Genomic DNA, 24224 nt, shown 5'->3' with positions numbered 1-24224 from the left:
CCGGTGGTGACTGGCTCTATGCCGACATGACGGCGTTGCTGTGATGCCGCCGCTGGACGCCTGACGCTTGAGTTTCACCGCACAGCGGTTGCGGCTCAGGTCCGCAGCTTGATGCCGAGGCGCTTTAATTGCTCTGTGCCTGCGGCGGTGATGCTCACCACGCGCGTGTGTTTTTTACGCTCTATCCAGCGCTGCTGCGTGAAGTGCGTTGCCAGCGCGGCACCGAGCGCACCGCCGAGGTGGTCCTGCCGCTCCGACCAGTCCAGGCAGGTGCAGGCAAACTGCCGGCGCCTGCCGCGCACCTCGGTGACGTCGATGCCCAGCGCGCCGAGGGCCTGATCGCCTTTGGGCGAAAGTGCAAGGGCCTTCGGCAGGTTCTGGCTGGTGTCTGCCACCAGCCAGCTTTTGCGGCGCATCACGGCCAGCAGGGTGGTACCGAGTTCGCCGGCGAGATGGTCATAACAGTAGCGTGCCCGGCGGATCGGCTCAAGACCTGCAGGGCTCGCGGGTTCTGTCGTGCGCGGCGCAACGCGCATCAGCGACTCCACCAGATGGGCCACGTGCTCTGAGGCCAGGCGGAAATACTTGTGGCGGCCCTGTGACGTGGATACCAGCAGGCCATCGTCAAGCAGCCGTTTGAGGTGCGACGTGGCTGTGGCGGGCTCAATCCCCGCGCCGAGCGCCAGTTCCTTTGCGGTGAGTGCGCGGCCTTCCATCAGCAGTGCCAGCATCTGGATGCGGCGCGGATCGCCCACGGTGGATGCCAGCCTGGCAAGGTCGGGTTCTGCATTCATGGTTTGATCCTAACCAAACTGTTGTTGCTCGACAAGCGGGGGAAGGCTGGCGACACTGGAGGTCTTGTCAAACAAACAGAGCGAGCAACCATGGCCCAGTACAGCGCAGAGATTCTCTGGCAGCGCGGTGAACGGGATTTTCCTGGCAACCGTTACAGCCAGCCATCGCCGCCAAACGCAAGTTTGGCGTGGATTGTTATGCCGATGCGTGGGCAGATTGACCAGTTCCACCACGAAGCCGGCGCAGAATGTTCCATCGCCAACCCGGTCAAAATGGAAGCGCGTGGTGAGCCGGCGTCTGCCCGTGAGTGACGGCGTTCTTCCACAGCCTGGCAACCCGATCGAGGCGGTCACCCATGTCGACCCGTACCCCTACTACCGGCAGTTGCGGGAACAGCGGCCGCTGTATTTTGATGAAGGCCTGAAGCTCTGGGTGGCCAGCAGCCATTCCGTGATAGATGAGGCCTTTCACAACGTGGCGCTGCGTGTGCGTCCGCCGGCAGAGCCGGTGCCCCAGGCCCTGCTGGGTACAGCAGCGGGCGAGGTTTTTGCCCAGCTGGTACGCATGACGGACGGTGAATTTCACGCAGTCCACAAGCCCGCGGTGGAGCAAGCTGCGCGCCGCTGGAGCCTGGCCGATGTGACGCGGGCCAGCGAAGCGGCTGCAAGGGATCTGTTTGCCGCCGGGCCGCCCCAAGGCAAACATGGCCCCCTTGGGGGGCAGCGTAGCGTGGGGGCCAAATTTCGGTGTCTGACCGTCAACGACCTCATGGGTGTGCTGCCGGTGCAGGCTATGGCGCGCCTGCTGGGCCTGCCTGACGGCTTGCTTGACGACTCCTGCCGTTGGGTCCGGCAGTTCGTGCAGGGCATTGCACCTGGCGCGTCGACGCAGGCCGTGGCGCTGGCGGCTGGCGCAGCCGAGGCCCTGATGGACCAGGGCCGGGCGCTGGGTTTGTCGACTGTGCAGGCGGCCAACCGCATCGCCTTCATGCAGCAGTCGCTCGATGCCACAGCGGGGCTGATGGGGCATACCGTGCTGATGCTCGCGCAATACCCCGACCTTGCGCTCCTGGCTGATCAGTCGCCGCAAGCCATGCGCGGGTTCGTCGCCGAGGTCGAGCGCCATCAAGCGCCTATCCAGAACACGCGGCGCTTTGCCGCCGATCCCGTGGTGCTGGCGGGCCAGTCGATCGAGGCAGGGCAGGGCGTGGTGCTCGTGCTGGCCAGCGCCAACCGCGACGGGCTACTGAATCCCAGGCCCGACCAGTTCGATCCGCAGCGCGGCGAACGCCGCAGCATGGGCTTCGGTGCAGGCGCTCATGCCTGCCCCGGCGCCGCAATCGCCATCGAAATGGTAGCTGCTTGTATCCAATGGATGCGGGCTACAAGCCAATTTGATGGTTGTTTTGGAGCTCTGGCGGGTTTCTGGCCGCTGGCCAACGCCCGCATACCCTTATTTGCAAGCAGAAAGGAAGCATGATGGTCTCCGTGATTTTCGAAGTCTGGCCCGATCCGGCGCACCGCGAGGGCTACCTGAACTGGGCGGCCGAACTCAAGAGCGAGCTGGTGAAGATGGACGGCTTTATTTCCATCGAACGCTTCCAGAGCTTGAGCGAACCCGACAAGCTGCTGTCCCTTCAGTTCTGGCGGGACGACGCCTGCCTGACGGCCTGGCGCAATCTGGAAGCGCACCGGGCCGCGCAGGCTGCGGGCCGCAGCACCATGTTCAAGGACTATCGGCTGCGCATCGCCGAGGTGACGCGCGACTACGGGCTGAATGAACGTGAGCAGGCGCCGGCCGATTCGCGCCAGGCGCACGGCTGAGGCCGTGCGCCTGGCCGGGCTCAGGCCGAGGCGAGGGCGATGGCGTTTTCCAGGGCCTGGCCACCCCCATAGCTGGCCTGCAGGGGCGGCGTGCCGCCCAGCGAAACCTTGATGGCGCAGTACTTGAATTCGGGAATCTTGGCGAACGGGTCCAGCGCCGCATTGGTCAGCTTGTTGATGGCCGCCTCGTAGTAGCAAAAGGGCACGAACACCGCGCCGCGCGGCGAGCTTTCGTCGGCCCGCGCGTACAGCGTGACTTCCCCGCGGCGCGACGCGATGGTCACGACATCGCCCGGTTTGCCGCCCAGGTCAGCGAGGTCCAGGGGGTGGACGAGGGCCACCGGATCGGGCTCGATCGCGTCCAGCACCGTGGCGCGCCGCGTCATGCTGCCGGTGTGCCAGTGCTCGAGCTGGCGGCCGGTGATCAGCACCATCGGGTATTCGGTATCCGGGCGTTCGGCCGCCGGGATGATGTCGGCGGGCACGAAGCGCGCCCGGCCGCCTTCACGCGGGAAGTCTTCCACAAACACCACCGACTCGCCCGGGTCGCCCTCCTTCATGCAAGGATAGGTGACGGAATGCTCGCGGTCCAGCCGGTCCCAGGTGATGCCGCCGATGCTGGGCATGGTGTGCCGCATCTCGTCGAACACTTCGCTCACGTGGTTGTAGTGCCAGTCCAGGCCCATCCTCTTGGCGATTTCCTGGATGATCCACAGGTCCTGGCGCGCATCGCCCGGCGGGTTGATGGCCTTGCGGCCCATCTGCACCAGCCGGTCGGTGTTGGTGAAGCTGCCGTCCTTTTCCGGGAAGGCGCTGGCCGGCAGGATCACGTCGGCGAGATACGCGGTCTCGGTCAGGAAGATGTCCTGCACCACCAGGTGGTCGAGCGCCGCCAGCGCCTCGCGCGCATGGTTGGCGTCCGGGTCGGACATTGCCGGGTTTTCGCCCTGGACGTACATGCCGCGGATGCCGCCCTTCTTGATGGCGTGCATCACCTCCACCACCGTGAGGCCGGGTTGGTCATCCAGCGTACCGGCCGGCACGTCCCAGGCCTTTTCGAAGGTGGCGCGCACCTTCGGGTCGGACACATGCTGGTAGTCGGGGAACATCATCGGGATCAGGCCCGCGTCGGAGGCGCCCTGCACGTTGTTCTGGCCGCGCAGCGGATGCAGCCCGGTGCCGGGCCGGCCGATCTGGCCGGTCATCAGCGACAGGGCGATCAGGCAGCGCGCGTTGTCGGTGCCGTGCACGTGCTGCGACACGCCCATGCCCCACAGGATCATCGAGGCCTTCGAGGTGGCGTAGAGCCGTGCGACATAGCGCAGCGTGTCGGCGTCGATGCCGCAAATCGGCGCCATCAGCTCGGGCGTGTAGCCTTCCACGTTCTTGCGCAGCTCTTCGTAGCCGATGGTGCGGCTGGCGATGAATTCCTCGTCCACCAGGCCCTCGGTCACGATGACGTTCATCATCGCGTTGAGCATCGGCACGTCGGTATCGGGCTTGAACTGCAGGTGCCGGTGCGCCATGCGTGTCAGGTCCGAGCGGCGGGGATCGAGCATGACCAGCCTGGTGCCGTTTTTCACCGCGTTCTTGATCCAGGTCGCGGCCACCGGGTGGTTCACCGTCGGGTTGGCACCGATGATGATCACCACATCGGCCTTGGTGACGTCCATCACGGGGTTGGATACGGCGCCAGAGCCTATGCCTTCGAGCAGTGCCACGACGGATGAGGCGTGGCACAGGCGGGTGCAATGGTCGACGTTGTTGCTGCCGAAACCGGTACGCACCAGCTTCTGGAACAGGTAGGCTTCTTCGTTGCTGCCCTTGGCGGAGCCGAAGCCGGCCAGGGATTTCTTGCCGTACTGGTCACGAATGGCGGCAAGCTTGCCGCCGGCGAAGGCCAGTGCTTCTTCCCAGCTGGCTTCGCGGAACACGTCCATCACGCGGTCAGGGTCCATGGTGAAGTCGCCGGTTTTCGGCACGCCTTCGCGGCGGATCAGCGGCTTGGTCAGGCGCTGCGGGTGGTGGGCATAGTCAAAGCCGTAGCGGCCCTTGACGCACAGCCGGTTGTGGTTGGCCGGGCCGTCACGGCCCTCGACGAACAGGATCTTGTCGTCTTTCACGTTGTAGGTCAGCTGGCAGCCGACGCCGCAGTAGGGGCAGACAGAAGCCACCTGTTTGTCGGGCACCGCGAGCGCGGCCTCGCGGGCCGGCATCAGCGCGCCCGTGGGGCAGGCCTGCACGCACTCGCCACAGGCCACGCAGGTGGAGGCGCCCATGGCGTCGTCCATGTCAAAAACGATCTTGGCCTGGTCGCCCCGGAATGCCAGTCCGATCACGTCATTGACCTGTTCGTCGCGGCAGGCGCGCAGGCAACGCGTGCACTGGATGCAGGCGTCGAGGTTGACGGCGATGGCCGGGTGCGACAGGTCCTGGCGCACCTGCTGGCGGGCCTCGAAGCGCGGCTTGCCGACGCCGATTTTGCTGGCCCACTGGTCCACCTCGTTGTTGCGGGTGTATGCCTTCTCGGGCATGTCGGACAGCAGCAGCTCAAGCACCATTTTCTGCGAGGCCACGGCGCGCTCGCTGTCGGTGACGACTTTCATGCCGGCCGTAGGCGCGCGGCAGCAGGAGGGCGCCAGCACCCGTTCCCCGTTGATTTCGACCATGCAGGAGCGGCAGTTGCCGACCGCCTCCATGCCTTCCTTGTAGCAAAGGTGGGGAATCTCCACGCCTTCGCGCTTGGCCACCTGCAGCAGGGTTTCGGTGGCCCGTCCGGTCACTTCACGGCCGTTGAGGCTGAAGCTCACGAGCGGCACGTCGAGTTCGGCGAGTTCCTGTCGGGTAATTGCATTCATGACGTTGCCCTTTGTCTTGTTGGCCGTGTGGCGGTCAGGCCAGCTCGTGCGGAAAATATTTGACGACGCAGTCCATCGGGTTGGGCGCCGCTTGGCCCAGCCCGCAGATCGATGCGTCGCGCATGACCAGCGACAGGTCTGCCAGCAGTGCGAGGTCCCATTTGGGCTTTTCCATCAGGTGCGCGGCCTTGGCCGTGCCGACGCGGCAGGGCGTGCACTGGCCGCAGGACTCGTGGTGGAAGAAGCGCATCATGTTGCGCGCCGCATTGGTGGCGGTGTCCTGGTCGGACAGCACGATCACGGCGGCCGACCCGATGAAGCAGCCGTAGGGCTGCAGTGTGTCGAAATCCAGCGGGATGCTGTTCATGGTGGCCGGCAGGATGCCGCCCGAGGCGCCGCCCGGCAGGTAGGCGTAGAAGGTGTGCCCGTCCTGCATTCCGCCGCAGTGTTCGTCGATCAGTTCCTGGATGGTGATGCCCGCCGGCGCCAGTTTGACCCCCGGGCTCTTCACGCGACCCGAGACCGAGAACGAGCGCAGTCCCTTGCGCCCATTGCGGCCGTGCGAGGTAAACCAGGCGCCGCCTTTTTCCAGGATCTCGCGGACCCAGAACAGGGTCTCGAAGTTGTGTTCCAGCGTCGGGCGGCCGAACAGGCCCACTTGCGCCACATAGGGTGGGCGCAGCCGCGGCATGCCGCGCTTGCCTTCGATCGATTCGATCATGGCCGACTCTTCGCCGCAGATGTAGGCGCCGGCGCCACGGCGCAACTCGATTTGCGGCATGCCGGCCATCGGCGGTGCCAGCCTGAGTTTGTCCAGCTCGGTTTCGAGCATGGCGCGGCAGCCATGGTATTCGTCGCGCAGGTAGATGTAGATCTTCTCGATACCCACCGCCCAGGCGGCGATCAGCATGCCTTCAAGGAAGCGGTGCGGGTCGCGTTCGAGGTAGACACGGTCCTTGAAGGTACCCGGTTCGCCCTCGTCGATGTTGACCGCCATCAGGCGCGGGCCGGCTTCGGCGCGGACGATGCGCCACTTGCGGCCGGCCGGAAAACCGGCACCACCCAGGCCGCGCAGGCCCGAATCTTCCATGGTCTTGAGGACTGATTCGACGTCGCGGTCTCCCGAGACGCATTGCGCGAGCAGCGCATAACCGCCGGCGGCCCGGTAGCTGGAAAAGTCGAAAAAGCCTTCGGGGGCGTGCTGTACAGCCCTCGCTGCCACGGTGGCCACGACGGCCTCTGCGGTGGCGTTCGGTACGGGGTTTTGGCCAACCACCGCGGCAGGCGCCTGCTCGCAGCGGCCGATGCAAGGTGCCGCGATCACGCGTACCTCGCGGCCCAGTAGGGCCGGGAGCCGGTCCAGTAAATCACGTGCGCCCGCCATCTCGCAGGACAGACCATCGCACACACGCACGGTGAGGGGCGCCGGCGCGGCTTCGCCTTCCTTGACCACGTCGAAATGATGGTAAAAAGTTGCGACCTCATACACCTCGGTTTGCGCCAGGCGCATCTCTTGCGCCAGCGCCGCCAGGTGGGCTGCCGACAGGTGGCCAAAGTGATCCTGGATCTTGTGCAGGTGCTCTATGAGCAGATCGGCCTGACGCGACTCGGAGCCCAGCAGGCGTTGCACGTCGGCCAGCGCGCTCGGCTCCACGCGGCGTCCCTTGGGTGCCTGGCGTTTTCGCTCTTTGGAAGCGGCTTGCACGACGGCAATAGGGATGATGGGATGGTTCATGGGGGCTCGCTTACATTTGCATTTTGTTTGGAATCGACTCGCAGGACGCTCGCGCCGCGGGCTCGCCGGTACTTTGCGCGTGGTTCAGATCACCCGTTCTGCGCGCAATTCCGCGATATACCCTGCGCCATAACCCAATTGCGCCAGAACCTCGTCGGTGTGTTCGCCCAGCAGGGGAGAGCGCGTCACTTCGGTGGGGCTGTCCGACATCTTGATCGGATTGCCCACGGTCAGGTATTTGCCGCGCGTGGGATGGTCAACTTCGACGATGGTGCCGGTTTCGCGCAGGGCAGGTTCCTCGGCGATCTCCTTCATCGACAGAATCGGTCCGCAGGGAATGTCGTACTTGTTGAGGATTTCCATGGCCTCGAACTTGGTCTTGGTCATGGTCCATTGCTCGATGCGCGCGAAGATCGGCTTGAGGTGCAGCAGACGCGCCGCGGGGGTTTCGAACGCCTCGTCGGTGATCCAGTCTTCCTCGCCGATCACCTTGCACACGGCGGGCCACACGGCCGCTTGCGTGATGAAGTAAATGTAGGCGTTGGGGTCGGTTTCCCAGCCCTTGCACTTCAGGATCGAGCCGGGCTGGCCGCCACCCGAAGCATTGCCCGCGCGTGGCACCGCTTCGCCGAATTTGCCATCCGGGTACTGCGGATATTCATGCATGGTGTGGGTGCGCTCCAGGCGCTGCTGGTCGCGCAGCTTGACGCGGCACAGGTTCAGCACGGCGTCCTGCATCGGGGCCAGAACCTTCTGGCCGCGGCCCGTGGTGTTGCGCTGGTAGAGGGCCGCGACAATGCCCAGCGCCAGGTGCAGACCGGTGCCGCTGTCGCCGATCTGGGCGCCGGTGACCATGGGCGGGCCGTCGTCGAAGCCCGTGGTCGAGGCGGAGCCGCCGGCGCACTGGGCGACGTTTTCGTAGACCTTGCAGTCTTCGTAGGGGCCTGGCCCGAAGCCTTTCACCGAAGCCACGATCATGCGGGGGTTGATGGCCTGGATGTGTTCCCAGGTGATGCCCATGCGGTCCAGCGCACCGGGGGCGAAGTTTTCAACCATCACGTCGCACTGCTTGATGAGCCTGTCCAGGACTTCCCGGCCCTTGGCACTCTTGGTATCCAGGGTAATCGAGCGCTTGTTGTGGTTCAGCATGGTGAAATACAGGCTGTCCACTCCGGGGATGTCACGCAGCTGCCCGCGCGTCGCATCGCCTTCGCCAGCGCGCTCCACCTTGATCACGTCGGCGCCGAACCAAGCCAGTAACTGGGTGCAGGTGGGGCCCGACTGGACGTGGGTGAAATCAAGTATGCGAACGCCGTCTAACGCTTTGCTCATGAAAAAATCCTGCTGGGAAGTTGAATCGGTTACTGGTACACGGTTTGAGCCATGGTGCCGGACGCCCAAGCGGCCGGTTTATCCCCCTATGTTAATCACTGCGCCAGCGACGTGCCTTTGACACCTGTGCCGTGCTGGATTTCAAGTTCCGTGAGGCGTTTGCGCAGGTTGCGCTCCTCGGCGAAGCGGCTGGTTTCATCGCGGATGGCCGCAACAATGGCCGACACCTTGCCGTCCGCGGAGTGAAGCAGGGCAACCGTAAACGCAATGGAGATCGCATGCCCGTCCTTGTGCATGGCAGGTACCCGCAGCACGTCATTGCCGTACCGGGTTTGCCCCGTTGCCATGGTTTTGTGGTAGCCATCCCAGTGACGCTGTTGCTGGCGCTGCGGAATGATCAGGTCCAGCGACTGGCCCAGGGCCTCGCTTTCGGTGAAGCCGAACATGCGCTCGGCGGCAGGGTTCCACAGCACGATGGCGCCACCGGCGTCGGAGGCCACGATCGCATCGCCGATTGCCTCCACGAGCTGTTTCATATCAATTCCGGATTCCATGGGCCTGCTCCTTGTGCTGAAAAAAGGTCTCTGAAGTAAAGACGGCGCCTGGGTCGGGCGCCGTTCCACATTGAAGGGTCGCTGTTCAGATGACCGTTTTAGACAGCCTTGTTGGCGTGCATTGTTGCGATCTGGTCCTTGCTATAGCCCAGTTCGGCCAACACCTCGTCGGTGTGCTCGCCCAGCAGGGGAGACGCCGTGACTTCAGGCTTGAGGTCGGAAAACTTGATCGGGCTGCCGATGGTCCAGTAGCTGCCGCGCACCTTGTGCGGCACTTCGACGATGGAGCCGCTCTTGCGCAGCGACTCGTCGCGCAGCAGTTCCTTCATGGACAGCACCGGGGCGCAAGGAATGTCGAACTTGCGGAAGATGTCGACCGCTTCGAACTTGGTCTTGTCCTTGATGAAGTCTTCGATGGTGGCGAAGATGTCCATGATGTGCGGCTGGCGACCCTTGGGCGTGTTGTAGGCCGGATCGGTCTTCCACTCTGGTTTGCCCAGTGCGTCGCAGATCGGCTCCCAGGCGTGGCCCTGGACCGTGAAGTAGATGTAGGCGTTGGGGTCGGTTTCCCAGCCCTTGCACTTCAGGATCCAGCCCGGCTGGCCGCCGCCGCCGGCATTGCCGCCGCGCGGCGTCACCTTGTCGGCGAAAGCTTCCATCTCGTGCGGGTACTGCGGGTATTCCTCGAGGTAGCCCACCTTCTCCAGGCGCTGCTGGTCGCGCATCTTGACGCGGCACAGGTTCAGCACGGCGTCCTGCATGGCCACGGCCACCTTCTGGCCCTTGCCGGTCTGCTGGCGGCCGATGATTGCCGTCAGGATGCCGATGGCCAGGTGCATGCCGGTGTTGGTGTCACCCAGGGCAGCAGCGGAAATCGTGGGCTCGGAGTTCTCGCCCTTCCACCAGCCGGTGGTGGAGGCGGCGCCGCCGGCGCACTGGGCCACGTTCTCGTAGACCTTGAGGTCTTCGTAGTGGTGGCCTTCGCTGAAGCCCTTGACCGAAGCCAGGATCATCTTGGGGTTGAGCTTCTGGATGTACTCCCAGGTGAAGCCCATGCGGTCCAGCGCGCCGGGTCCGAAGTTCTCGACCATGACGTCGGATTCCTTGATCAGCCGCTCGAGCACCTCCTTGCCTTCGGCCTTCTTGGTGTCCAGCGTCAGACCGCGCTTGTTGCTGTTGAGCATGGTGAAGTACAGCGCATCAGCCTCGGGGATGTCGCGCAGCTGGCTGCGGGTGACGTCGCCGGAACCCGGGCGTTCGACCTTGATGACGTCGGCACCGAACCACGCCAGCAGCTGCGTGCACGCGGGACCGGCCTGGACGTGGGTGAAGTCAATAATTTTTATGCCGTTGAGTGGTTTGTTTGACATCTTCATAACTCCTAGTGGATTGCTTTGCTAATTTACTTCTTTTTGGCCGCGCTTTGCGGGTTCAGGCTGGTGATGCGGCCGCTCTCGGTGCCGGCTGTCTCGTCGATGACGGCATTGATCAGGGTTGGCCTGCCGGACTTGATCGCTTCGTCCATGGCGCGGCGCAGCTCGCCCGGGGTGGTGGCGTTCACGCCGACACCACCGAAGGCTTCCATCAGCTTGTCGTAGCGGGCGTTCTTGACGAACACGGTGGGGGCCACGTCGGGGGTGCCGGACGTATTGACATCGGTGCCGCGGTACACGCCATTGTTGTTCATGATGACCACGCAGACCGGCAGGTTGTAGCGGCAGATGGTCTCGACTTCCATGCCGCTGAAGCCGAAGGCGCTGTCGCCCTCGATGGCAACAACCGGCTTTTTGGTGACCACGGCGGCAGCCACGGCAAAGCCCATGCCGATGCCCATGATGCCCCATGTGCCGACGTCCAGGCGCTTGCGCGGCTGGTACATGTCCACGATGCTGCGGGTGAAGTCCAGCGCATTGGCGCCTTCGTTCACCATGATGGTCTCCGGGTGGGCCTTGAAGATGTCGCGGACCACGGCCAGGGCGCTGTGGAAATTCATCGGCGACGGGTTCCTGTTCAGGGTCTCGGCCATCTTCGCGATGTTCTTGTTCTTGCGCTCGGCAATGGCATTCAGCCAATCGGCCGGCGGCTTGGCCCAGCCCGAACCGATGCCGGCCAGCAGGGCCGAGACACAGGAGCCGATGTCGCCGACCAGCGGGGCGTCGATGGCCACGTTGCTGTCTGCCTCGGTGGGGGAGATATCGATCTGGATGAATTTCTGGCGGCCCCAGTCCTTGTGGTCTTTGCCGCCCCAGGTCTTGCCCTTGCCGTGCGAGAGCAGCCAGTTCAGGCGCGCGCCGACCAGCAGCACCACGTCGGCTTCGGGCAGCACATAGGAGCGCGCGGCCGCGGCGGACTGTTCATGCGTGTCGGGCAGGAGGCCCTTGGCCATGGACATCGGCAGGTAGGGGATGCCAGTCTTCTCGACCAGGGCACGGACCTCGGCATCGGCCTGGGCATAGGCTGCGCCCTTTCCCAGCAGGATGAGCGGGCGTTTGGCGCCCTTGAGCAGGTCCAGCGCGCGCTGGACGGCGTCGGGCGCCGGAATCTGGCGCGGGGCCGGATCGACGACCTTGATCAGGGAATCCTTGCCGGCTTGCGCGTCCATGGTCTGCGCGAACAGCTTGGCCGGCAGGTCCAGATAGACGCCGCCCGGGCGGCCAGAGACAGCGGAGCGAATGGCGCGCGCGATGCCCACGCCAATGTCTTCGGCGTTCAGCACGCGGAAAGCTGCCTTGCACAGGGGCTTGGCGATGGCCAGCTGATCCATCTCTTCATAGTCGCCCTGCTGCAGGTCGACGATTTCGCGTTCGCTGGAGCCGCTGATCAGGATCATCGGGAAGCAATTCGTCGTGGCGTTGGCCAGCGCGGTCAGGCCGTTGAGGAAGCCGGGGGCGGAAACCGTCAGGCAGATGCCCGGCTTTTGCGTCAGAAAGCCGGCAATGGCAGCGGCGTTGCCGGCGTTCTGCTCGTGACGAAATGAAATGACCCGCATGCCTTCGGCCTGTGCCATACGCGTCAGATCGGTGATGGGAATACCGGGCAGACCGAAGATTGTGTCGATCCCGTTGAGTTTCAGGGCATCGATTACAAGATGAAACCCGTCGGTCAGTTCTGGTGATTGAGTGTCGTTTGTCATGATGAAAAGTCTCTTCGTTTGACTTCGATAAAGGTTGAGCTAGCGGCTGGCAATATCGGTTGGCGCCAGAAAAAAACCGTTGACCCAAGCCAACGCCTCCGAAGGTGGATTTCCCGCTTCGCTCGGCTGCTCAGGCGGGTCATTTGCACCGTCGGGGTATCATAGGAATTGATCCGGTTCTCACCATTGACCACGGTCAATTTTCGCTGTATTCGAATTACGCGAAAGGATGAAGACTGCATTTCTCCTACCCTAACGTATTCATGTCATCCATACAAAACCATCCTGAGAGAAACGTCATTCGCGTCCAGCTGGCGCAGAACATCGTTCTGAAGGGAATGACCGCAGAGCAAAGCGCTGAACTTGAGTCACACCTGGTCATTGTTGACTGCCAGAAGGGGGAGACGCTCCTGCATCAGGGGGCGCACGAGATGGAGCAGTATTTCATCCTGGAGGGCATCCTGAAGCGGGTTGTGACCAATCAGGAGGCCAAGGAGATGATTCTTCGTTTCGCCGATGAGCGTGACATGGAAACCAGCTACGCAGCCTGGCGGCTGGGTACGCCCACGCCTTACAGCACCGTTTGCGTGACCAAGGTGCGGGTGGCCAAGCTGCCGCTGCCAGAGTGGGTGGTGTTTCTGGAGCGCCACCACGAGATCAAGAAATCCTTCGAGTATTACGTCATGCAGCTGATGAGCGAGATCATGGCCCACACCATCACGCTGCACCTGCTTGACGCACCGGGTCGGGTACAGCGCTTCCTGCGCAAGCATCCCGAGCTGTTTGACCGCATTCCCAAGAAGGAGCTGGCGTCCTACCTGAACCTGTCGGCGGAAACCCTGAGCCGGCTCAAGCAGCGCGGCAAGATCTGAGCCGGAACTCGTCATTGCGGGCTTGACATGGCTTGACCTGCATCCATGCTCCCCGGCTGTCATGCCGGACTCGATCCGGCATCCATGAATTCAGGGGGTCATGGATTGCGGGTCAAGCCCGCAATGACAGGCAGCATTCAGTGCTTGGCTGCAGCGAAACGCCGGGTTGTGGCCATCAGGCGCAACTGGTTGTCAACGCGGGTGACGCCGGGCACCGTGCCGGCGACCCTGGCCGCTTCCGCGCTTTCCTGCGCGTTCAGGACGATCCCGCTGAGGACCATCTGGCCTGCGTCGGAATCGATGCTGATGTTGATATCGCGGGTCGATTCCTGGTCTTTCAGTGCCGCGCGGACGCGCGCGTTGAGCGCCAGGTTTGCCAGCATTGCCTTTGACGCCGCGGTTTCCTGGAATTCCGGCCGGCTGGCCAGATGCTGGATCTGGGCCACGCAGCTGTCCACGGACACACGATCGGTGTTGAGTACCAGATCGTAGAGCAGCGGGTCACCCCAGGTCACGCCGAACTGTTCGTGCATCCGGGAAGCGTGGGCGCTGTCGCTGCGATGGACCTCGGCTTCGGCGAACGCCTCGTCGTCTGTTCCCAGATGGTCCATCAGCCACGCCACGCGCTTCCTGAACGGGCGGGTTACCCGCACTCGCACCACATGCGGAACCGGACGCAACAGGCAGGTCGCTCCCCAGCCGCGCAGCACGATATTGCCCTGATCGGCCAGCGCAAAAACTTCCTGCGCCGTGTACACCGCCACCCGCTCCTTGTCCGTGGTCAGGCGCTCGACCAGGCCGGCCTTGCCTTCGCGCAGCCGGCTGATCAGGCTGCTGGGCACGTGCATCCGATCGGCCACATGTTCCTGCACCTCATGGCGCATCACAGCCAGATTGGCTGTCTGGGCAAGCTGCAGGGAGACGTCCTTGGCGAGGGAGCCCATCTCCTGGGTCATGGCGATTACTGGCATGGTGTCTTTCCCTGATTAATCAATCAACAGGTTGTTCTGTTGTGAACGCCGCATGCTTTGGAGGGCGAATTTTGGCCAGAATGCGGGAGATCAGCGGCCAGAGCAGCAGGATCACGGCCAGCGTGCTGATGCCACCAACCAGCGGGTTGGACCACATGATGGACACCTCGCCCTGGGAAACCAGCATCGCCTGGCGGAACGAATCTTCGGCCTTGTCGCCCAGCACCAGTGCCAGGACCAGCGGAGCCAGCGGGTAGTCCAGCTTCTTGAAGAGGTAGCCGACCACACCAAACAGCATCATGAACCAGATGTCAAGCATGGCGTTGTGGACCGTGTAGGCGCCAATTGCGCAAATCACCACGATCACAGGTGCGATGATCGAAAACGGAATGCGCAGGATGGATGCAAACAGCGGCACGGTGGTCAGCACGACGATCAGTCCGACCAGGTTACCCAGGTACATGCTGGCAATCAGGCCCCATACAAAGTCTTTTTGCTCCACGAACAGCAGCGGGCCGGGCTGCAGGCCCCAGATCAGCAAACCACCCAGCAACACGGCAGCGGTCGGCGAGCCCGGGATACCCAGGGCCAGCATGGGCAGCAGGGCACTGGTACCCGCGGCGTGTGCAGCGGTTTCGGGAGCAATGACACCCTCGATTTCGCCGGTGCCGAACTTGGCCCCGTTTTTGGACATTTTCTTGGCCAGGCCATAACTCATGAACGACGCAGGCGTCGCGCCGCCCGGGGTGATGCCCATCCAGATGCCGATCAGCGAGCTGCGCAGCGAGGTCATCCAGTATTTGGGCAACTGTTTCCAGGTTTCCAGAACGACCTTGGGGTCAATCTTGGCGCTCTTGCCCGAGAAGGCCAGGCCTTCCTCCATCGACAGCAGGATTTCGCCGATACCGAACAGGCCAATCACAGCGATCAGGAAGTCGAAGCCACGCATCAGGTCAGGGATGCCAAAGGTCAGGCGCAGCTGGCCGGTCACCGTGTCCATGCCGACGGCAGCCAGTGCAAAACCGATGGCCATGGAGGCCAGGATCTTGAAGGGGGAACCTTTGCCCATGCCCACAAAGCTGCAGAAGGTCAGCAGGTAGACGGCAAAAAATTCAGGCGGACCGAACTTCAGCGCGAATTTGGCAACCAGCGGAGCCAGGAAGGTGATCATCAACACGGCCACGAAAGCGCCGATGAAAGACGACGTGAAGGCTGTCGTCAGCGCCGCGCCGGCGCGTCCGTCCTGGGCCATGGGGTAGCCGTCGAAGGTGGTGGCCACCGACCAGGGCTCACCCGGTATGTTGAACAGGATGGAGGTGATCGCCCCGCCGAACAGTGCGCCCCAGTAGATGCACGACAGCATGATGATGGCCGAAGTCGGCGACATGGTAAAGGTCAGCGGCAGCAGGATGGCCACGCCGTTGGCGCCGCCCAGGCCTGGCAGCACCCCGATCAGTACGCCAAGAATGATGCCCACGAACATCAGTACGATGTTCATCGGCGTCAAGATGACGCTGAATCCGTGAAAAAGCGCGTTTAGTTCGTCCATTTCATTGTCCGGTCAGTAAAGGTTCAGTGAGCTTGATGCGGGTGGGGTGTGGTTCAGTAGCCGAGGAAACTCAGGGGGTCAAAGTAGCCCTTGAACAGGGGAACCTTGAACCAGACCTCGAACATGCAGAAAAACAGCACGACCACGATGAGTGAGGTGATCACGCTCTTGATCGGGGAAAACTTGCCCAGGATGATCATGAAGAGGGCAATGTAAAAAGCCGAGGCCACATACAGGCCAATGACCTGAACGACCAGGACATAAAGCAGTGCCGGCAACAGCACGGACAAGACGCGCTTGAGCTGTTCGCCGTCGACGAAAATTTCGGTATTGCGGTTTTTCCCAAACAGGGCCTGGTACAGGGTGCCTGCGCCGGAAATGCAGAGGATGATGCCGATATAGAAGGGGAAGTAGCCAGAGCCCGGGCCATCGGTGGTCCAGCCGGACCCTAGCGCCCGGCTGCCCTGGATGACCACAAGGCCCATGACGATAACGCCCACTGCGACTATGGCTTCGATGATATTGGTGGCGACACCCGTGCGGCGCTCCGCGCCGGATTGCTCGTTTGGCTCCATCAGGAACTCCCGCTGAATTGAATTGCCCGGAGAGGGCGACATTGGCTGAATGAGAGGCCGGCGCAGGGGCTGCCCGGCTCGTGGTGGAAGAGCCCCCTCGTGAGGGGGGCAATCCTTATTTCGCGATGAAGCCCGCTTCTTTCATCAGTTCGCGATGTGTGTTTTCGGTGCTACCGAGCCACTTGGTGAACTCTTCGCCCGACATGGCCGTCTGGTTGAAGGCGCCTTTTTCCATGTAGTCCTTCCACTCGGGGGTGTCGCGGACTTTCTTCAGCAGGGTGTTGTAGAACTCAAGCTGATCCTTGGACACGCCCGGCGCCATGAAGATGCCGCGCAGCATCGTGTAGTCGGCTGGTACGCCCGCTTCCTTGCAGGTGGGAATGTCGGCCCACGACATGGTATCGGTCACCTTGGTCTTGTAGGTCATGCGCTGGTCATCGAAGACGCAGAGGGCGCGCAATTGGCCAGCGCGCCATTGCGCCACGGCTTCAATCGGGTTGTTCACGGAGGAGTCGATGTGCTTGCCAACCAGTTGCACAGCCACTTCGCCGCCGCCTTTAAACGGAATGTAAATGAACTTGGTGCCAGTGGCGCGCTCGACGCCGACGGTCAGGATCTGGTCTTCCTGCTTGGAGCCGGTACCACCCATCTTCATTTTGCTGGGACCTGCGGCCTTCACGGCTGCCAGGTAGTCCTTGGCGGTTTTGTAGGGCGCCTCGGCGTTGACCCACAGAACGAACTGGTCAAGCGCCATCATGGACACTGGCGTCATGTCGCGCCAGTTGAAAGGCACCCCGGTTGCCAGGGGTGTGGTGAACAGATTGGACAGCGTGATGATGATCTTGTGGGGATCGCCCTTGGCATTCTTGACCTCGAGAAAGCCTTCGGAGCCTGCGCCACCGGATTTGTTGACAACGATCAGCGGCTCTTTCATCAGCTTGTGCTTGATGACAATCCCCTGGATCAGGCGGGCCATCTGGTCGGCACCGCCACCGGTACCCGCTGGTACCACGAACTCAACCGGTTTGGTTGGCTCCCAGGCCGCCTGGGCCGGTGCTGCGACCGTTAGCATTGCCGCTGCAATTGCCCCTGTGGAGGCCATCGCCAGTCCACTCCTGATGTTTGCGAGTCTGATATTCATCTCGTTGTCTCCTGTGTTTGGTAACTATGCCTGGTTCTGACCTGGAATTCATTGCTGATCCCATGGCTTGAACGTATCACGCACGTATGGTCTTCCCAAGTAGGTGGAAAAGCTCTTGACGATGATCAAGTTTGTCCAAATTTCGAACCGTTTTAGGGTTTCTCCGGGGGGCGGTCGCGGCTTTCACGGGGAGGAGGGTAGCGTATTCGCCTAGAAGAGATTAGTCGCACCCGCATTACCATGAGCACGAACACGAGCAGAGGGCTGGCACCCTTGCCGTGAGGTGGGGATGAAACGCGTTTTGACAAGGGTGAAAAACGATGAAAAAGCTGTTGCTGCTGGCTGGCACGTTGCTCTGTGGGGTGCAGGTTCATGCGCAGTCCTGTGAAGGCGGCCTGTACCTCAATCCGCAGGTCATTCGCGGTGAGGGATCGTCTCAAACTGAAAGTGCGCTCAAGGAACTGATCGAGTTTGTCCGGCCTGCCGGGCTATCGGTCTCGCCGGTTCTCAACATCAGGGAAACCCAGGACGTCCTTACGGCCGTCAAGCGGCCAGCGCCTCCGTGCTGGGTCTACGGCAACCCGGTCGTGGGCCTGGCCTCGGGTTATCGCCCCGTGGCGATCAACATGGAACCGATCCAGTCGGCAGTGCTTATTCTTGCGGACATCGGTTCGGTGAAGGATGGCAAGCCGGTCGAATTGAAGAACTTGCCCATTGACGAGCAGGCGAAGATACTCGCCAGGCTCAAGGCCACCAGCTGCTTTGGCATGAAAAGCGGCGTCACCACCACGCTGGTGAAGGCTGAAAATCTTTGCGGCACGGTGGTCGAAGTGATGCCCCAGCAAGGTTTGGGGCAGAGCTATCTGCCCACCAAGGCAGCCTTTCACTGGCAGGCGGACCGGTGGGTGGGCCTGATCACCCGGCTTCAGACCGCCCAGGCTTCCACCATGAAGAACCACTACGGCACCGACGAGCGGATTCATCTGGCGCGGCTGGTGGTCGTGCCTGCAGCCAATCCCAGCTGGGGTTACGGCATCTATGTCCATCCCGACGTTCCGGGTGACGCGTTGAAAAAGGTCGCCAACCAGTTCACGTCCCTCAAGACAAGCAATCCCTCGCTGCTGCGGGCATTGGACCTGGGCAGCAAATACGAGTTCGCCACGCCCTCCGAAAAATCCGTCCAGGCAATGAAGCTGTCGCTGGGTACAGCGCCCTGAACAAGATTTTCCTGTGATGTTTGCCGGGCTGGTGGATTAGCCATCCAGGCCTGCGGGCGCAGGACCGAATGGCGGGGATGTTGCCGCCTGGCGCAGCCTTGCGGCCTGCAGCATCAAACCTCTCGTCGCGAGACGACCTGGCCGCAGGCCTGAGCCTTCTGCACCGCTTTCAGGCCGCGGGCTGAAGCCGCACCTGGCCGCGTTCTTCTTCCATGGTTTTGGCAAGCAGCCTGACCAGCGCATACACGGTATCAATGTGGGGTGTCGGCGTTTGCGTGAGGCGGCCCAGTTCCACCACCGATCCCACGAGTGCGTCGATCTCGGGCGCGCGACCGGCTTCGATATCCTGCAGCATGGACGTCTTGTGCTTGCCCACCTTCTCGGCACCAGCGATGCGCTTGTCCAGCGTCACCCGGAATTCGATACCCAGTTTCTGGGCCACTTCCTGCGCTTCGCGCATCATGCTGGCGGCCAGTTCGCGCGACAGCGGGAACTGGCAAATATCTACCAGGGTGGAGTGGGCCAGGGCGCTGATCGGGTTGAAGGTCAGGTTCCCCCACAGCTTGAGCCAGATCTCGCAGCGGATATTGTCCAGCACCGGCGCCTTGAAGCCGGCCCTGCCAAAGCACTCCGAAATGCGTGTGACACGCTCGCTGGTCGAGCCATCCAGTTCGCCGATCGGGAAGCGGTCGCCTTCAATGTGCTTGACCACACCGGGCGCTACCAGTTCTGAGGCCGGATAGACGACGCAGCCGATGACTCGTTTGGGCGGAATCATCTCCGTGATCATGCCCGTGGGATCCACGCTGTGCACCTGGCTGCCTTCGTGAGGGCCGCCGTGCTTGTGGAAATACCAGTAGGGGATGCCATTTTGCATGGTTATTACGGGCGTGTCGGGGCCGAACAGCTTGGGCAGATCCTTGGCCACGGCTTCCACCTGATGAGCCTTCATCGCCAGGATCACCAGGTCCTGCGGGCCGGCTTCGGCATAGTCATTGGTGGCCTTGACGCTGGAGGCCACATGCTCCACACCGTCATGCATGATGAGCTTCATGCCGTTTTTCCGGATGGCCTCCAGATTGGCGCCTCGCACGATGAAGGTGACGTCCTCGCCGGCCAGCGCCAGCTTTACCCCCACGTAGCCGCCAATGGCTCCTGCTCCAATGATCGCAATTTTCACACGGTGCTCCAATATAAAAACGTTACTCGAACCGGTTTTTGAGCTTGCCGATACCGGCAATCTCGACTTCAACGGTGCTTCCTGGCTTCATGGCCCCCACACCGATGGATGTACCGCACAGGATGACATCGCCGGGGTATAACGTCATGTCTTTCGAAATCAGGCTCACCAGTTGCTGGACTGAAAATCGCATGTCGCTGACGGGGTAGTCCTGACGGATGTCTCCGTTGAGGATGGTTTTCACCACCAGCTTTGTCGGGTCAAGACCGGTGGCCACCACCGGCCCGAGAGGGCAAAAGGTGTCGAAACCCTTGGCGCGCACCCATTGGGCAAAGGACGCGTCGCGGTTCAGGATATCGGCGACGGTCACGTCGTTGGCGCAGGTGTAGCCAAACACATGATCCAGCGCCTGCTGTTCGGCGACTTCCTTGCAGGTCTTGCCAATCACAATGCCGAGCTCACCTTCAAAAACCACCTTTCCGTCGCATGCCGGCTTGCGGATGGTTTCGTTGGGATTCAGGTAGGAATTCGGAGCCTTGAGCAGGTACAGCGGCTCGGCGGGCACTGGCAGGTTGAGCTTGTCGCCCAGCGCGCGGAAGTTGTTCCATAGCGCAATGACTTTGCCGGGCTGCACAGGCATCAGCAGCGTCACGTCGGCCAGCGGGAATATCCGGTCCGTGTGTGTTGCGCCGGCGAACATATCGCCGTCCCACATCCTCACGCGCTCGCCCTCCAGGGTTCCAAAGCGAATCGTGTTGCCGTCTTGAAATCTCACCCATTGTTTTGACATACCAACCTCTCAAGTTTAAAAAAAGTCGGCGCAGACCGGGTAACGGCACCCCGGTCTGCGCGTTTTGGCGTGGCCAATGAGCGGTTCAGGCTGTCAGCCGGGCGCGCGAATCACGGGCCCAACTGACGCAGGGAGCGGGGCGTGCCGGGATATTCGCCATGCTGGCGTAGCAACGAACCTTTGCGGTTTCGATGGCGGCAACCAGGAAGTCCGCCTCATAGGCACGCAGCAGGTGCGACTGCTCGGTTTCCAGGTAGATGCGTACGCCGTCACGGCCGTGGGCCTGGAGGCGGGCGTAGGTGGCGGCATCCCAGTGCCAGTTCAGGCCCAGTTCCCCGAATGCGGCGTTGTAGGCGTGGCGGTGGGCTTCGACGGCTTGGTCGGTGGCGTGTTCGAGCAAGGTATTGAACATGGCAATTTCTCCTTCGGTGATCGGTCGCTTGGGTGGCACTTGCCGATGCGTCTTGCACCGGTCTGACGCAAATGTAGAAAAAAATAACGATTAGCGATAGTTAAAGTATTTAATAATATTGATAACTATTAAGTTATATATAAGCAACCAAGGCAGAAGGAGCCGCATGAAAAACGCCACATTGCGTCAACTCAAGGTGTTCGAGTCGGTAGCGCGGAACCTGAGCTTTTCCCGGGCCGCCGAGGAGCTGCACCTGACACAGCCAGCGGTGTCCATCCAGGTGAAGAAGCTGGAAGACCACGCAGGCCTTCCGCTGTTCGAGCAGCTGGGCAAGAAAATTCACCTCACGCCCGCAGGGGTGGAGATGCTGCACTCCAGCCGGCTCATCATCCAGCAGTTCAAGGAAGTCGAGGAAGCCATGACGCAATTCAAGGGCGTCTCTGGCGGCAAGCTGAACGTGGCCGTCATCAGCGCCGGCGACTATTTCTTCCCGCGGTTGCTGGTGGAATTTGCGCGGCGCCACTCGGGTGTGACGCTGAACTTCGGTGTCTGCAACCGCGAAGAGCTGCTGGACCAGCTGGCCAACAACGTCACCGACCTCGCCATCATGGTGCGCCCGCCGCTGGATATGGACACCGTGAGCGAGCCGTTTGCGCCGCACCCCTACGTCATCGTGGCGCCGCCCGACCATCCGCTGGCCAGCAAAAAGCGCATCCCAGTGTCGCGCCTGGCCCGCGAGCCCTTCGTGGTGCGCGAAAAAGGCTCTGACACCTGGAATTCCATGGAGGAGGGTTTCAGGGGGCACCTGGCCGACCTCAATATCGCCATGGAGATCAAGAGTACCGAGACCATCAAGCAGGCGCTGATCGCCGGTATGGGCGTGAGCTTTCTGTCAGCCCACACCGTGAGCCGGGAGCTGCAGGCGGGCAGCCTCGCGGTGCTGGACGTACAGGGCTTTCCGCTGATGCTTCACTGGTATGTGGTGCACCGCAAGCACAAGCGCCTGCCGCCCGTGGCACAGGCCTTCAAGAGCTTTTTGCTGAATGACGGCGCTGCCTGGATCGAACAGACGGTCGGCTTCAGTCTGAAGCGCTGACGCTGCCTGGGCTTCTGCGTCAGCGCAGCAGGAAGTAGCCTGCCAGAACGTACAACACTCCTGCGAAGACCTTTTTCAGCGGTTGTATGTCCATGCGGTGGGCTGTTCGCGCGCCCAGCGGCGCCGTGCTGATACTGGCCAGCGAGATCACCAGCAGGCCGGGCAAATAGAGGTAGCCCACCGAGCCAGCCGGCATCTGCGGCAGGTCCTGACCGGCCCACATGTAGCCCAGCGTACCCGCCAGCGCGATCGGAAACCCCAGCGCGGCCGATGTGCCCACGGCGTCATGGATCTTCACGTTGCACCAGGTCATGAAGGGCACCGAGACGAAGGCGCCGCCGGCGCCCACCAGCGAGGACAGCATGCCGATCACCCATCCCATGCTGAAGGTTCCCAGGCGACCAGGCAAGGTGCGGCTGGGCTTGGGCTTGCGGTTCAGGAACATCTGGGTGGCGGAGAAGGCCACGAAGATCGCGAACAGCACCCCGAGGATCTTGCCCGGCAGCGCCACCGCCACCTGCGCGCCGACCAGTGAGCCCAGCAGGATGCCGGGCGCCAGCAGGCGAACGATGGGCCACAGCACCGCGCCGCGCTGGTGATGCGCGCGTACCGACGACAGCGAGGTGAAGCAGATCGTGGCCAGCGACGTGGCCACGGCCATCTTCACGGTGTACTCCGGCGGATAGCCTTGGGAAGTCAGGATGAGGGTGATGAAAGGCACCATCAGCATGCCGCCACCGATGCCCAGCAGGCCCGCCAGAAAGCCGGTGCAGACACCCAGCAGGGCCATTTCAAGGATGAGCAGGGGTTCGAGGGTCATGTTTTACCAGAGCCTGAAGACCCTGTTGACAGGTGAAAGAGAGCGCCCGGAAAAGGAAGGCGGAAGAATGCGGGCGAAGGATGCGGCGCGGGTCGGCGGTACACCGTCCGGTAAAGGGATAAAGGTGTCTGCGAGTGCCACCGGACCGTCATCCTGAACGCAGGGTTCAGGTGGGCGAGGGCAGTTTGGTTTCGGGTTCGCCTGACGCGAGACGATCACGCCTGCCAAACAATTTACCAAGCCCGAGCTCTATGAGCATTGGTTCAAGGAAATATAAAGCCCGGTGCGCATCGCAGACAGGCCCGATTGTAGGCCCTCGCCGCAGATCGTGCCCGGAAGATGGTGGATGCCGCCTACCATGGGCGGCGTGCGGGAAACCGCTTCAGAGCAGGCGGCCGTCAATGCCGAGGGCATTGTCAAGCCGCTGCAGCAAGGCAGTCAGTTGCGGCTGGCTTGTGTGTTCCGCGCTGGTGGGGGAGCTGCTGCCGGCCGTTGCGGCTTTCGCAGCCGGAGCCGGCGCCTGGCCCGGGCGGTCAGACAGTTCGAACGCCAGGTTCAGGGCCGCCAGAACCGCAATCCGGTCGCGCGCCTTGAGCTTGCCGGCATCGCGGATTTTGCACATGGCGAGGTCGACCCGGTTGACCGCATCGAGCATGCGGGCATCGCCATTTTCGGGGCAACTGAGCAGATAGCTCTGGCCCATGATTTGCACTTCAAGCTGTTTCATCATTCGGTTCCCACGGGCGTTTGGGCCGCATGATCGCCGTTTTCGGGAAGGCGTTCCAGCAGGGCGTCGACGCGCGCGCGCGCCGCGGCGAGCCGCGATCGGAGTGAATCCCGCTCCTGCGTCAGGACGCTGACCTGTTCGCTGAGCAGTGCATTGGTCCGCTGCAATTCCTCGTAGCGCACCAACAGCCGTTCAACGCGTTCGGTGATCTGGTCGATTTGGGTTTGATTCGACATGGCAATGTTGATTGTATGGTTTGCCGCATGGGGCGGCGTAGAATCCTTGTTTGTTGGTGCTCGCGGTGTGGTTCACATGCCGCAGTTCAACGGGAAGCAGGAGGAAGTCAAAGCCATTCGGCCAGGGTCAACCCTAGGCCGCAGGCGCTGCGACTTTTAACCTGCGCTGCCCCCGCAACGGTAAACGGACGAATGCGGCTCCCCACTTCACAGTGGAGGACGCATTCAGCTTTCATCATTAGCCACTGAGCGTCTTGAACACGCGCTTGGGAAGGCGATGAAAGCAGTTCCGCCAGCCCGGATACCGGCCAACAAGGTGAACGTGTGCGTCGATCATTTGACGCAGGCATTTGTAACGCTCATGCACTGGCGGGGAAGCCGGTGAGGGCATTTTGTTGATTGTCTGAC

23 protein-coding genes and 1 riboswitch are annotated in these 24224 nt (G+C 62.3%); of the genes, 6 read left to right on the top strand and 17 right to left on the bottom strand.

Going from position 1 to position 24224, the window contains the following annotated elements:
- Positions 1–95 precede the first annotated feature (95 nt).
- Positions 96–794, bottom strand: a complete 699-nt coding sequence (locus BPRO_RS13970) for a winged helix-turn-helix domain-containing protein (RefSeq protein ID WP_011483722.1) — start codon at positions 792–794, stop codon at positions 96–98.
- Positions 795–797: 3 nt separating this feature from the next.
- On the opposite strand from BPRO_RS13970, the gene BPRO_RS13965 reads away from it, so the two are divergent.
- The 3 genes from BPRO_RS13965 to BPRO_RS13955 are packed head-to-tail and all read left to right on the top strand — an operon-like array spanning position 798 to position 2618.
- Entirely contained in the window at positions 798–1106 is a 309-nt protein-coding gene (locus tag BPRO_RS13965) for a hypothetical protein (RefSeq protein ID WP_232291407.1), read from the top strand.
- Positions 1099–2274: a cytochrome P450 gene (locus BPRO_RS13960; RefSeq protein ID WP_011483721.1), complete on the top strand. Its 1176-nt coding sequence runs from the start codon at positions 1099–1101 to the stop codon at positions 2272–2274. Before BPRO_RS13965 ends, BPRO_RS13960 begins: the two co-directional genes overlap by 8 nt.
- Positions 2274–2618: an antibiotic biosynthesis monooxygenase family protein gene (locus BPRO_RS13955; protein WP_011483720.1), complete on the top strand. Its 345-nt coding sequence runs from the start codon at positions 2274–2276 to the stop codon at positions 2616–2618. Before BPRO_RS13960 ends, BPRO_RS13955 begins: the two co-directional genes overlap by 1 nt.
- 20 nt (positions 2619–2638) lie before the next feature.
- Here the strand turns inward: BPRO_RS13955 and fdhF are convergent, their stop codons facing one another.
- The 6 genes from fdhF to oxc all read right to left on the bottom strand — a co-directional run bounded on the left by fdhF (position 2639) and on the right by oxc (position 12230).
- Positions 2639–5476, bottom strand: a complete 2838-nt coding sequence (fdhF, locus tag BPRO_RS13950; protein WP_011483719.1) for a formate dehydrogenase subunit alpha — start codon at positions 5474–5476, stop codon at positions 2639–2641.
- Positions 5477–5510: 34 nt separating this feature from the next.
- A complete protein-coding gene (locus BPRO_RS13945) occupies positions 5511–7211 on the bottom strand; it encodes an NAD(P)H-dependent oxidoreductase subunit E (RefSeq protein ID WP_011483718.1) in 1701 nt (566 codons plus the stop codon).
- An 84-nt stretch (positions 7212–7295) separates the two neighbouring features.
- Positions 7296–8543 (bottom strand): formyl-CoA transferase, encoded by a 1248-nt coding sequence (gene frc, locus BPRO_RS13940; RefSeq protein ID WP_011483717.1) that lies wholly within the window; start codon positions 8541–8543, stop codon positions 7296–7298.
- Between the two features lie 95 nt (positions 8544–8638).
- Entirely contained in the window at positions 8639–9097 is a 459-nt protein-coding gene (locus BPRO_RS13935; protein WP_011483716.1) for a PAS domain-containing protein, read from the bottom strand.
- A 98-nt stretch (positions 9098–9195) separates the two neighbouring features.
- Complete coding sequence (frc, locus tag BPRO_RS13930) at positions 9196–10467, bottom strand: formyl-CoA transferase (protein WP_011483715.1); 1272 nt, start codon at positions 10465–10467, stop codon at positions 9196–9198.
- A 32-nt stretch (positions 10468–10499) separates the two neighbouring features.
- Positions 10500–12230, bottom strand: a complete 1731-nt coding sequence (gene oxc, locus BPRO_RS13925; RefSeq protein ID WP_011483714.1) for an oxalyl-CoA decarboxylase — start codon at positions 12228–12230, stop codon at positions 10500–10502.
- A 263-nt stretch (positions 12231–12493) separates the two neighbouring features.
- Between oxc and BPRO_RS13920 the strand changes: the two genes are divergently transcribed.
- On the top strand, positions 12494–13102 hold the full coding sequence (locus tag BPRO_RS13920) for a Crp/Fnr family transcriptional regulator (RefSeq protein ID WP_011483713.1): 609 nt from the start codon (positions 12494–12496) through the stop codon (positions 13100–13102).
- Between the two features lie 137 nt (positions 13103–13239).
- Here BPRO_RS13920 and BPRO_RS13915 read toward each other — a convergent pair whose 3' ends face one another.
- The 4 genes from BPRO_RS13915 to BPRO_RS13900 all read right to left on the bottom strand — a co-directional run bounded on the left by BPRO_RS13915 (position 13240) and on the right by BPRO_RS13900 (position 17338).
- Positions 13240–14073, bottom strand: coding sequence for a cytidylate kinase family protein (locus tag BPRO_RS13915; RefSeq protein ID WP_011483712.1), 834 nt, complete (start codon positions 14071–14073; stop codon positions 13240–13242).
- 19 nt (positions 14074–14092) lie between these two features.
- Positions 14093–15622, bottom strand: a complete 1530-nt coding sequence (locus BPRO_RS13910) for a tripartite tricarboxylate transporter permease (RefSeq protein WP_011483711.1) — start codon at positions 15620–15622, stop codon at positions 14093–14095.
- Between the two features lie 53 nt (positions 15623–15675).
- Entirely contained in the window at positions 15676–16197 is a 522-nt protein-coding gene (locus BPRO_RS13905) for a tripartite tricarboxylate transporter TctB family protein (protein WP_011483710.1), read from the bottom strand.
- Between the two features lie 115 nt (positions 16198–16312).
- Positions 16313–17338, bottom strand: a complete 1026-nt coding sequence (locus BPRO_RS13900) for a Bug family tripartite tricarboxylate transporter substrate binding protein (RefSeq protein WP_011483709.1) — start codon at positions 17336–17338, stop codon at positions 16313–16315.
- Positions 17339–17658: 320 nt separating this feature from the next.
- On the opposite strand from BPRO_RS13900, the gene BPRO_RS13895 reads away from it, so the two are divergent.
- Positions 17659–18555: a hypothetical protein gene (locus BPRO_RS13895; protein ID WP_011483708.1), complete on the top strand. Its 897-nt coding sequence runs from the start codon at positions 17659–17661 to the stop codon at positions 18553–18555.
- 169 nt (positions 18556–18724) lie between these two features.
- Here the strand turns inward: BPRO_RS13895 and BPRO_RS13890 are convergent, their stop codons facing one another.
- From BPRO_RS13890 to BPRO_RS13880, 3 genes are all read right to left on the bottom strand, one after another.
- Positions 18725–19735: a 2-dehydropantoate 2-reductase gene (locus BPRO_RS13890; protein ID WP_011483707.1), complete on the bottom strand. Its 1011-nt coding sequence runs from the start codon at positions 19733–19735 to the stop codon at positions 18725–18727.
- A gap of 22 nt (positions 19736–19757) precedes the next feature.
- Positions 19758–20525, bottom strand: coding sequence for a fumarylacetoacetate hydrolase family protein (locus BPRO_RS13885; RefSeq protein ID WP_011483706.1), 768 nt, complete (start codon positions 20523–20525; stop codon positions 19758–19760).
- 85 nt (positions 20526–20610) lie between these two features.
- Positions 20611–20937: a hypothetical protein gene (locus BPRO_RS13880; RefSeq protein ID WP_011483705.1), complete on the bottom strand. Its 327-nt coding sequence runs from the start codon at positions 20935–20937 to the stop codon at positions 20611–20613.
- Between the two features lie 166 nt (positions 20938–21103).
- On the opposite strand from BPRO_RS13880, the gene BPRO_RS13875 reads away from it, so the two are divergent.
- Positions 21104–22033: a LysR family transcriptional regulator gene (locus tag BPRO_RS13875; RefSeq protein WP_011483704.1), complete on the top strand. Its 930-nt coding sequence runs from the start codon at positions 21104–21106 to the stop codon at positions 22031–22033.
- Positions 22034–22052: 19 nt separating this feature from the next.
- Here BPRO_RS13875 and BPRO_RS13870 read toward each other — a convergent pair whose 3' ends face one another.
- From BPRO_RS13870 to BPRO_RS13860, 3 genes are all read right to left on the bottom strand, one after another.
- Positions 22053–22853 carry a sulfite exporter TauE/SafE family protein gene (locus tag BPRO_RS13870; RefSeq protein ID WP_011483703.1) on the bottom strand — a complete coding sequence of 267 codons (801 nt, stop codon included), beginning with the start codon at positions 22851–22853 and terminating at the stop codon, positions 22053–22055.
- Between the two features lie 382 nt (positions 22854–23235).
- The gene (locus tag BPRO_RS13865) at positions 23236–23580 is read right to left on the bottom strand and encodes a cell division protein ZapA (protein WP_041388826.1); all 345 of its coding nucleotides are present in this window, start codon (positions 23578–23580) and stop codon (positions 23236–23238) included.
- Complete coding sequence (locus BPRO_RS13860) at positions 23580–23816, bottom strand: hypothetical protein (protein WP_011483701.1); 237 nt, start codon at positions 23814–23816, stop codon at positions 23580–23582. The genes BPRO_RS13865 and BPRO_RS13860 overlap by 1 nt, the downstream gene beginning before the upstream one ends.
- 37 nt (positions 23817–23853) lie before the next feature.
- Positions 23854–24144: riboswitch (cobalamin riboswitch) on the top strand.
- Positions 24145–24224: the final 80 nt, after the last annotated feature.

Origin of the sequence: Polaromonas sp. JS666, from assembly GCF_000013865.1 — a bacterium.
Classification (GTDB): domain Bacteria; phylum Pseudomonadota; class Gammaproteobacteria; order Burkholderiales; family Burkholderiaceae_C; genus Polaromonas.
This window is presented reverse-complemented; position numbering and strand designations above follow the sequence as displayed.

Bases quoted from the DNA above. Each gene is read 5' to 3' on its own strand.
- BPRO_RS13970 (WP_011483722.1), bottom strand. From the start codon at position 794: ATGAATGCAGAACCCGACCTTGCCAGGCTGGCATCCACCGTGGGCGAT.
- BPRO_RS13955 (WP_011483720.1), top strand. From the start codon at position 2,274: ATGGTCTCCGTGATTTTCGAAGTCTGGCCCGATCCGGCGCACCGCGAG.
- fdhF (WP_011483719.1), bottom strand. From the start codon at position 5,476: ATGAATGCAATTACCCGACAGGAACTCGCCGAACTCGACGTGCCGCTC.
- BPRO_RS13945 (WP_011483718.1), bottom strand. From the start codon at position 7,211: ATGAACCATCCCATCATCCCTATTGCCGTCGTGCAAGCCGCTTCCAAA.
- frc (WP_011483717.1), bottom strand. From the start codon at position 8,543: ATGAGCAAAGCGTTAGACGGCGTTCGCATACTTGATTTCACCCACGTC.
- BPRO_RS13935 (WP_011483716.1), bottom strand. From the start codon at position 9,097: ATGGAATCCGGAATTGATATGAAACAGCTCGTGGAGGCAATCGGCGAT.
- frc (WP_011483715.1), bottom strand. From the start codon at position 10,467: ATGTCAAACAAACCACTCAACGGCATAAAAATTATTGACTTCACCCAC.
- oxc (WP_011483714.1), bottom strand. From the start codon at position 12,230: ATGACAAACGACACTCAATCACCAGAACTGACCGACGGGTTTCATCTT.
- BPRO_RS13920 (WP_011483713.1), top strand. From the start codon at position 12,494: ATGTCATCCATACAAAACCATCCTGAGAGAAACGTCATTCGCGTCCAG.
- BPRO_RS13915 (WP_011483712.1), bottom strand. From the start codon at position 14,073: ATGCCAGTAATCGCCATGACCCAGGAGATGGGCTCCCTCGCCAAGGAC.
- BPRO_RS13910 (WP_011483711.1), bottom strand. From the start codon at position 15,622: ATGGACGAACTAAACGCGCTTTTTCACGGATTCAGCGTCATCTTGACG.
- BPRO_RS13905 (WP_011483710.1), bottom strand. From the start codon at position 16,197: ATGGAGCCAAACGAGCAATCCGGCGCGGAGCGCCGCACGGGTGTCGCC.
- BPRO_RS13900 (WP_011483709.1), bottom strand. From the start codon at position 17,338: ATGAATATCAGACTCGCAAACATCAGGAGTGGACTGGCGATGGCCTCC.
- BPRO_RS13895 (WP_011483708.1), top strand. From the start codon at position 17,659: ATGAAAAAGCTGTTGCTGCTGGCTGGCACGTTGCTCTGTGGGGTGCAG.
- BPRO_RS13885 (WP_011483706.1), bottom strand. From the start codon at position 20,525: ATGTCAAAACAATGGGTGAGATTTCAAGACGGCAACACGATTCGCTTT.
- BPRO_RS13880 (WP_011483705.1), bottom strand. From the start codon at position 20,937: ATGTTCAATACCTTGCTCGAACACGCCACCGACCAAGCCGTCGAAGCC.
- BPRO_RS13875 (WP_011483704.1), top strand. From the start codon at position 21,104: ATGAAAAACGCCACATTGCGTCAACTCAAGGTGTTCGAGTCGGTAGCG.
- BPRO_RS13870 (WP_011483703.1), bottom strand. From the start codon at position 22,853: ATGACCCTCGAACCCCTGCTCATCCTTGAAATGGCCCTGCTGGGTGTC.
- BPRO_RS13865 (WP_041388826.1), bottom strand. From the start codon at position 23,580: ATGAAACAGCTTGAAGTGCAAATCATGGGCCAGAGCTATCTGCTCAGT.
- BPRO_RS13860 (WP_011483701.1), bottom strand. From the start codon at position 23,816: ATGTCGAATCAAACCCAAATCGACCAGATCACCGAACGCGTTGAACGG.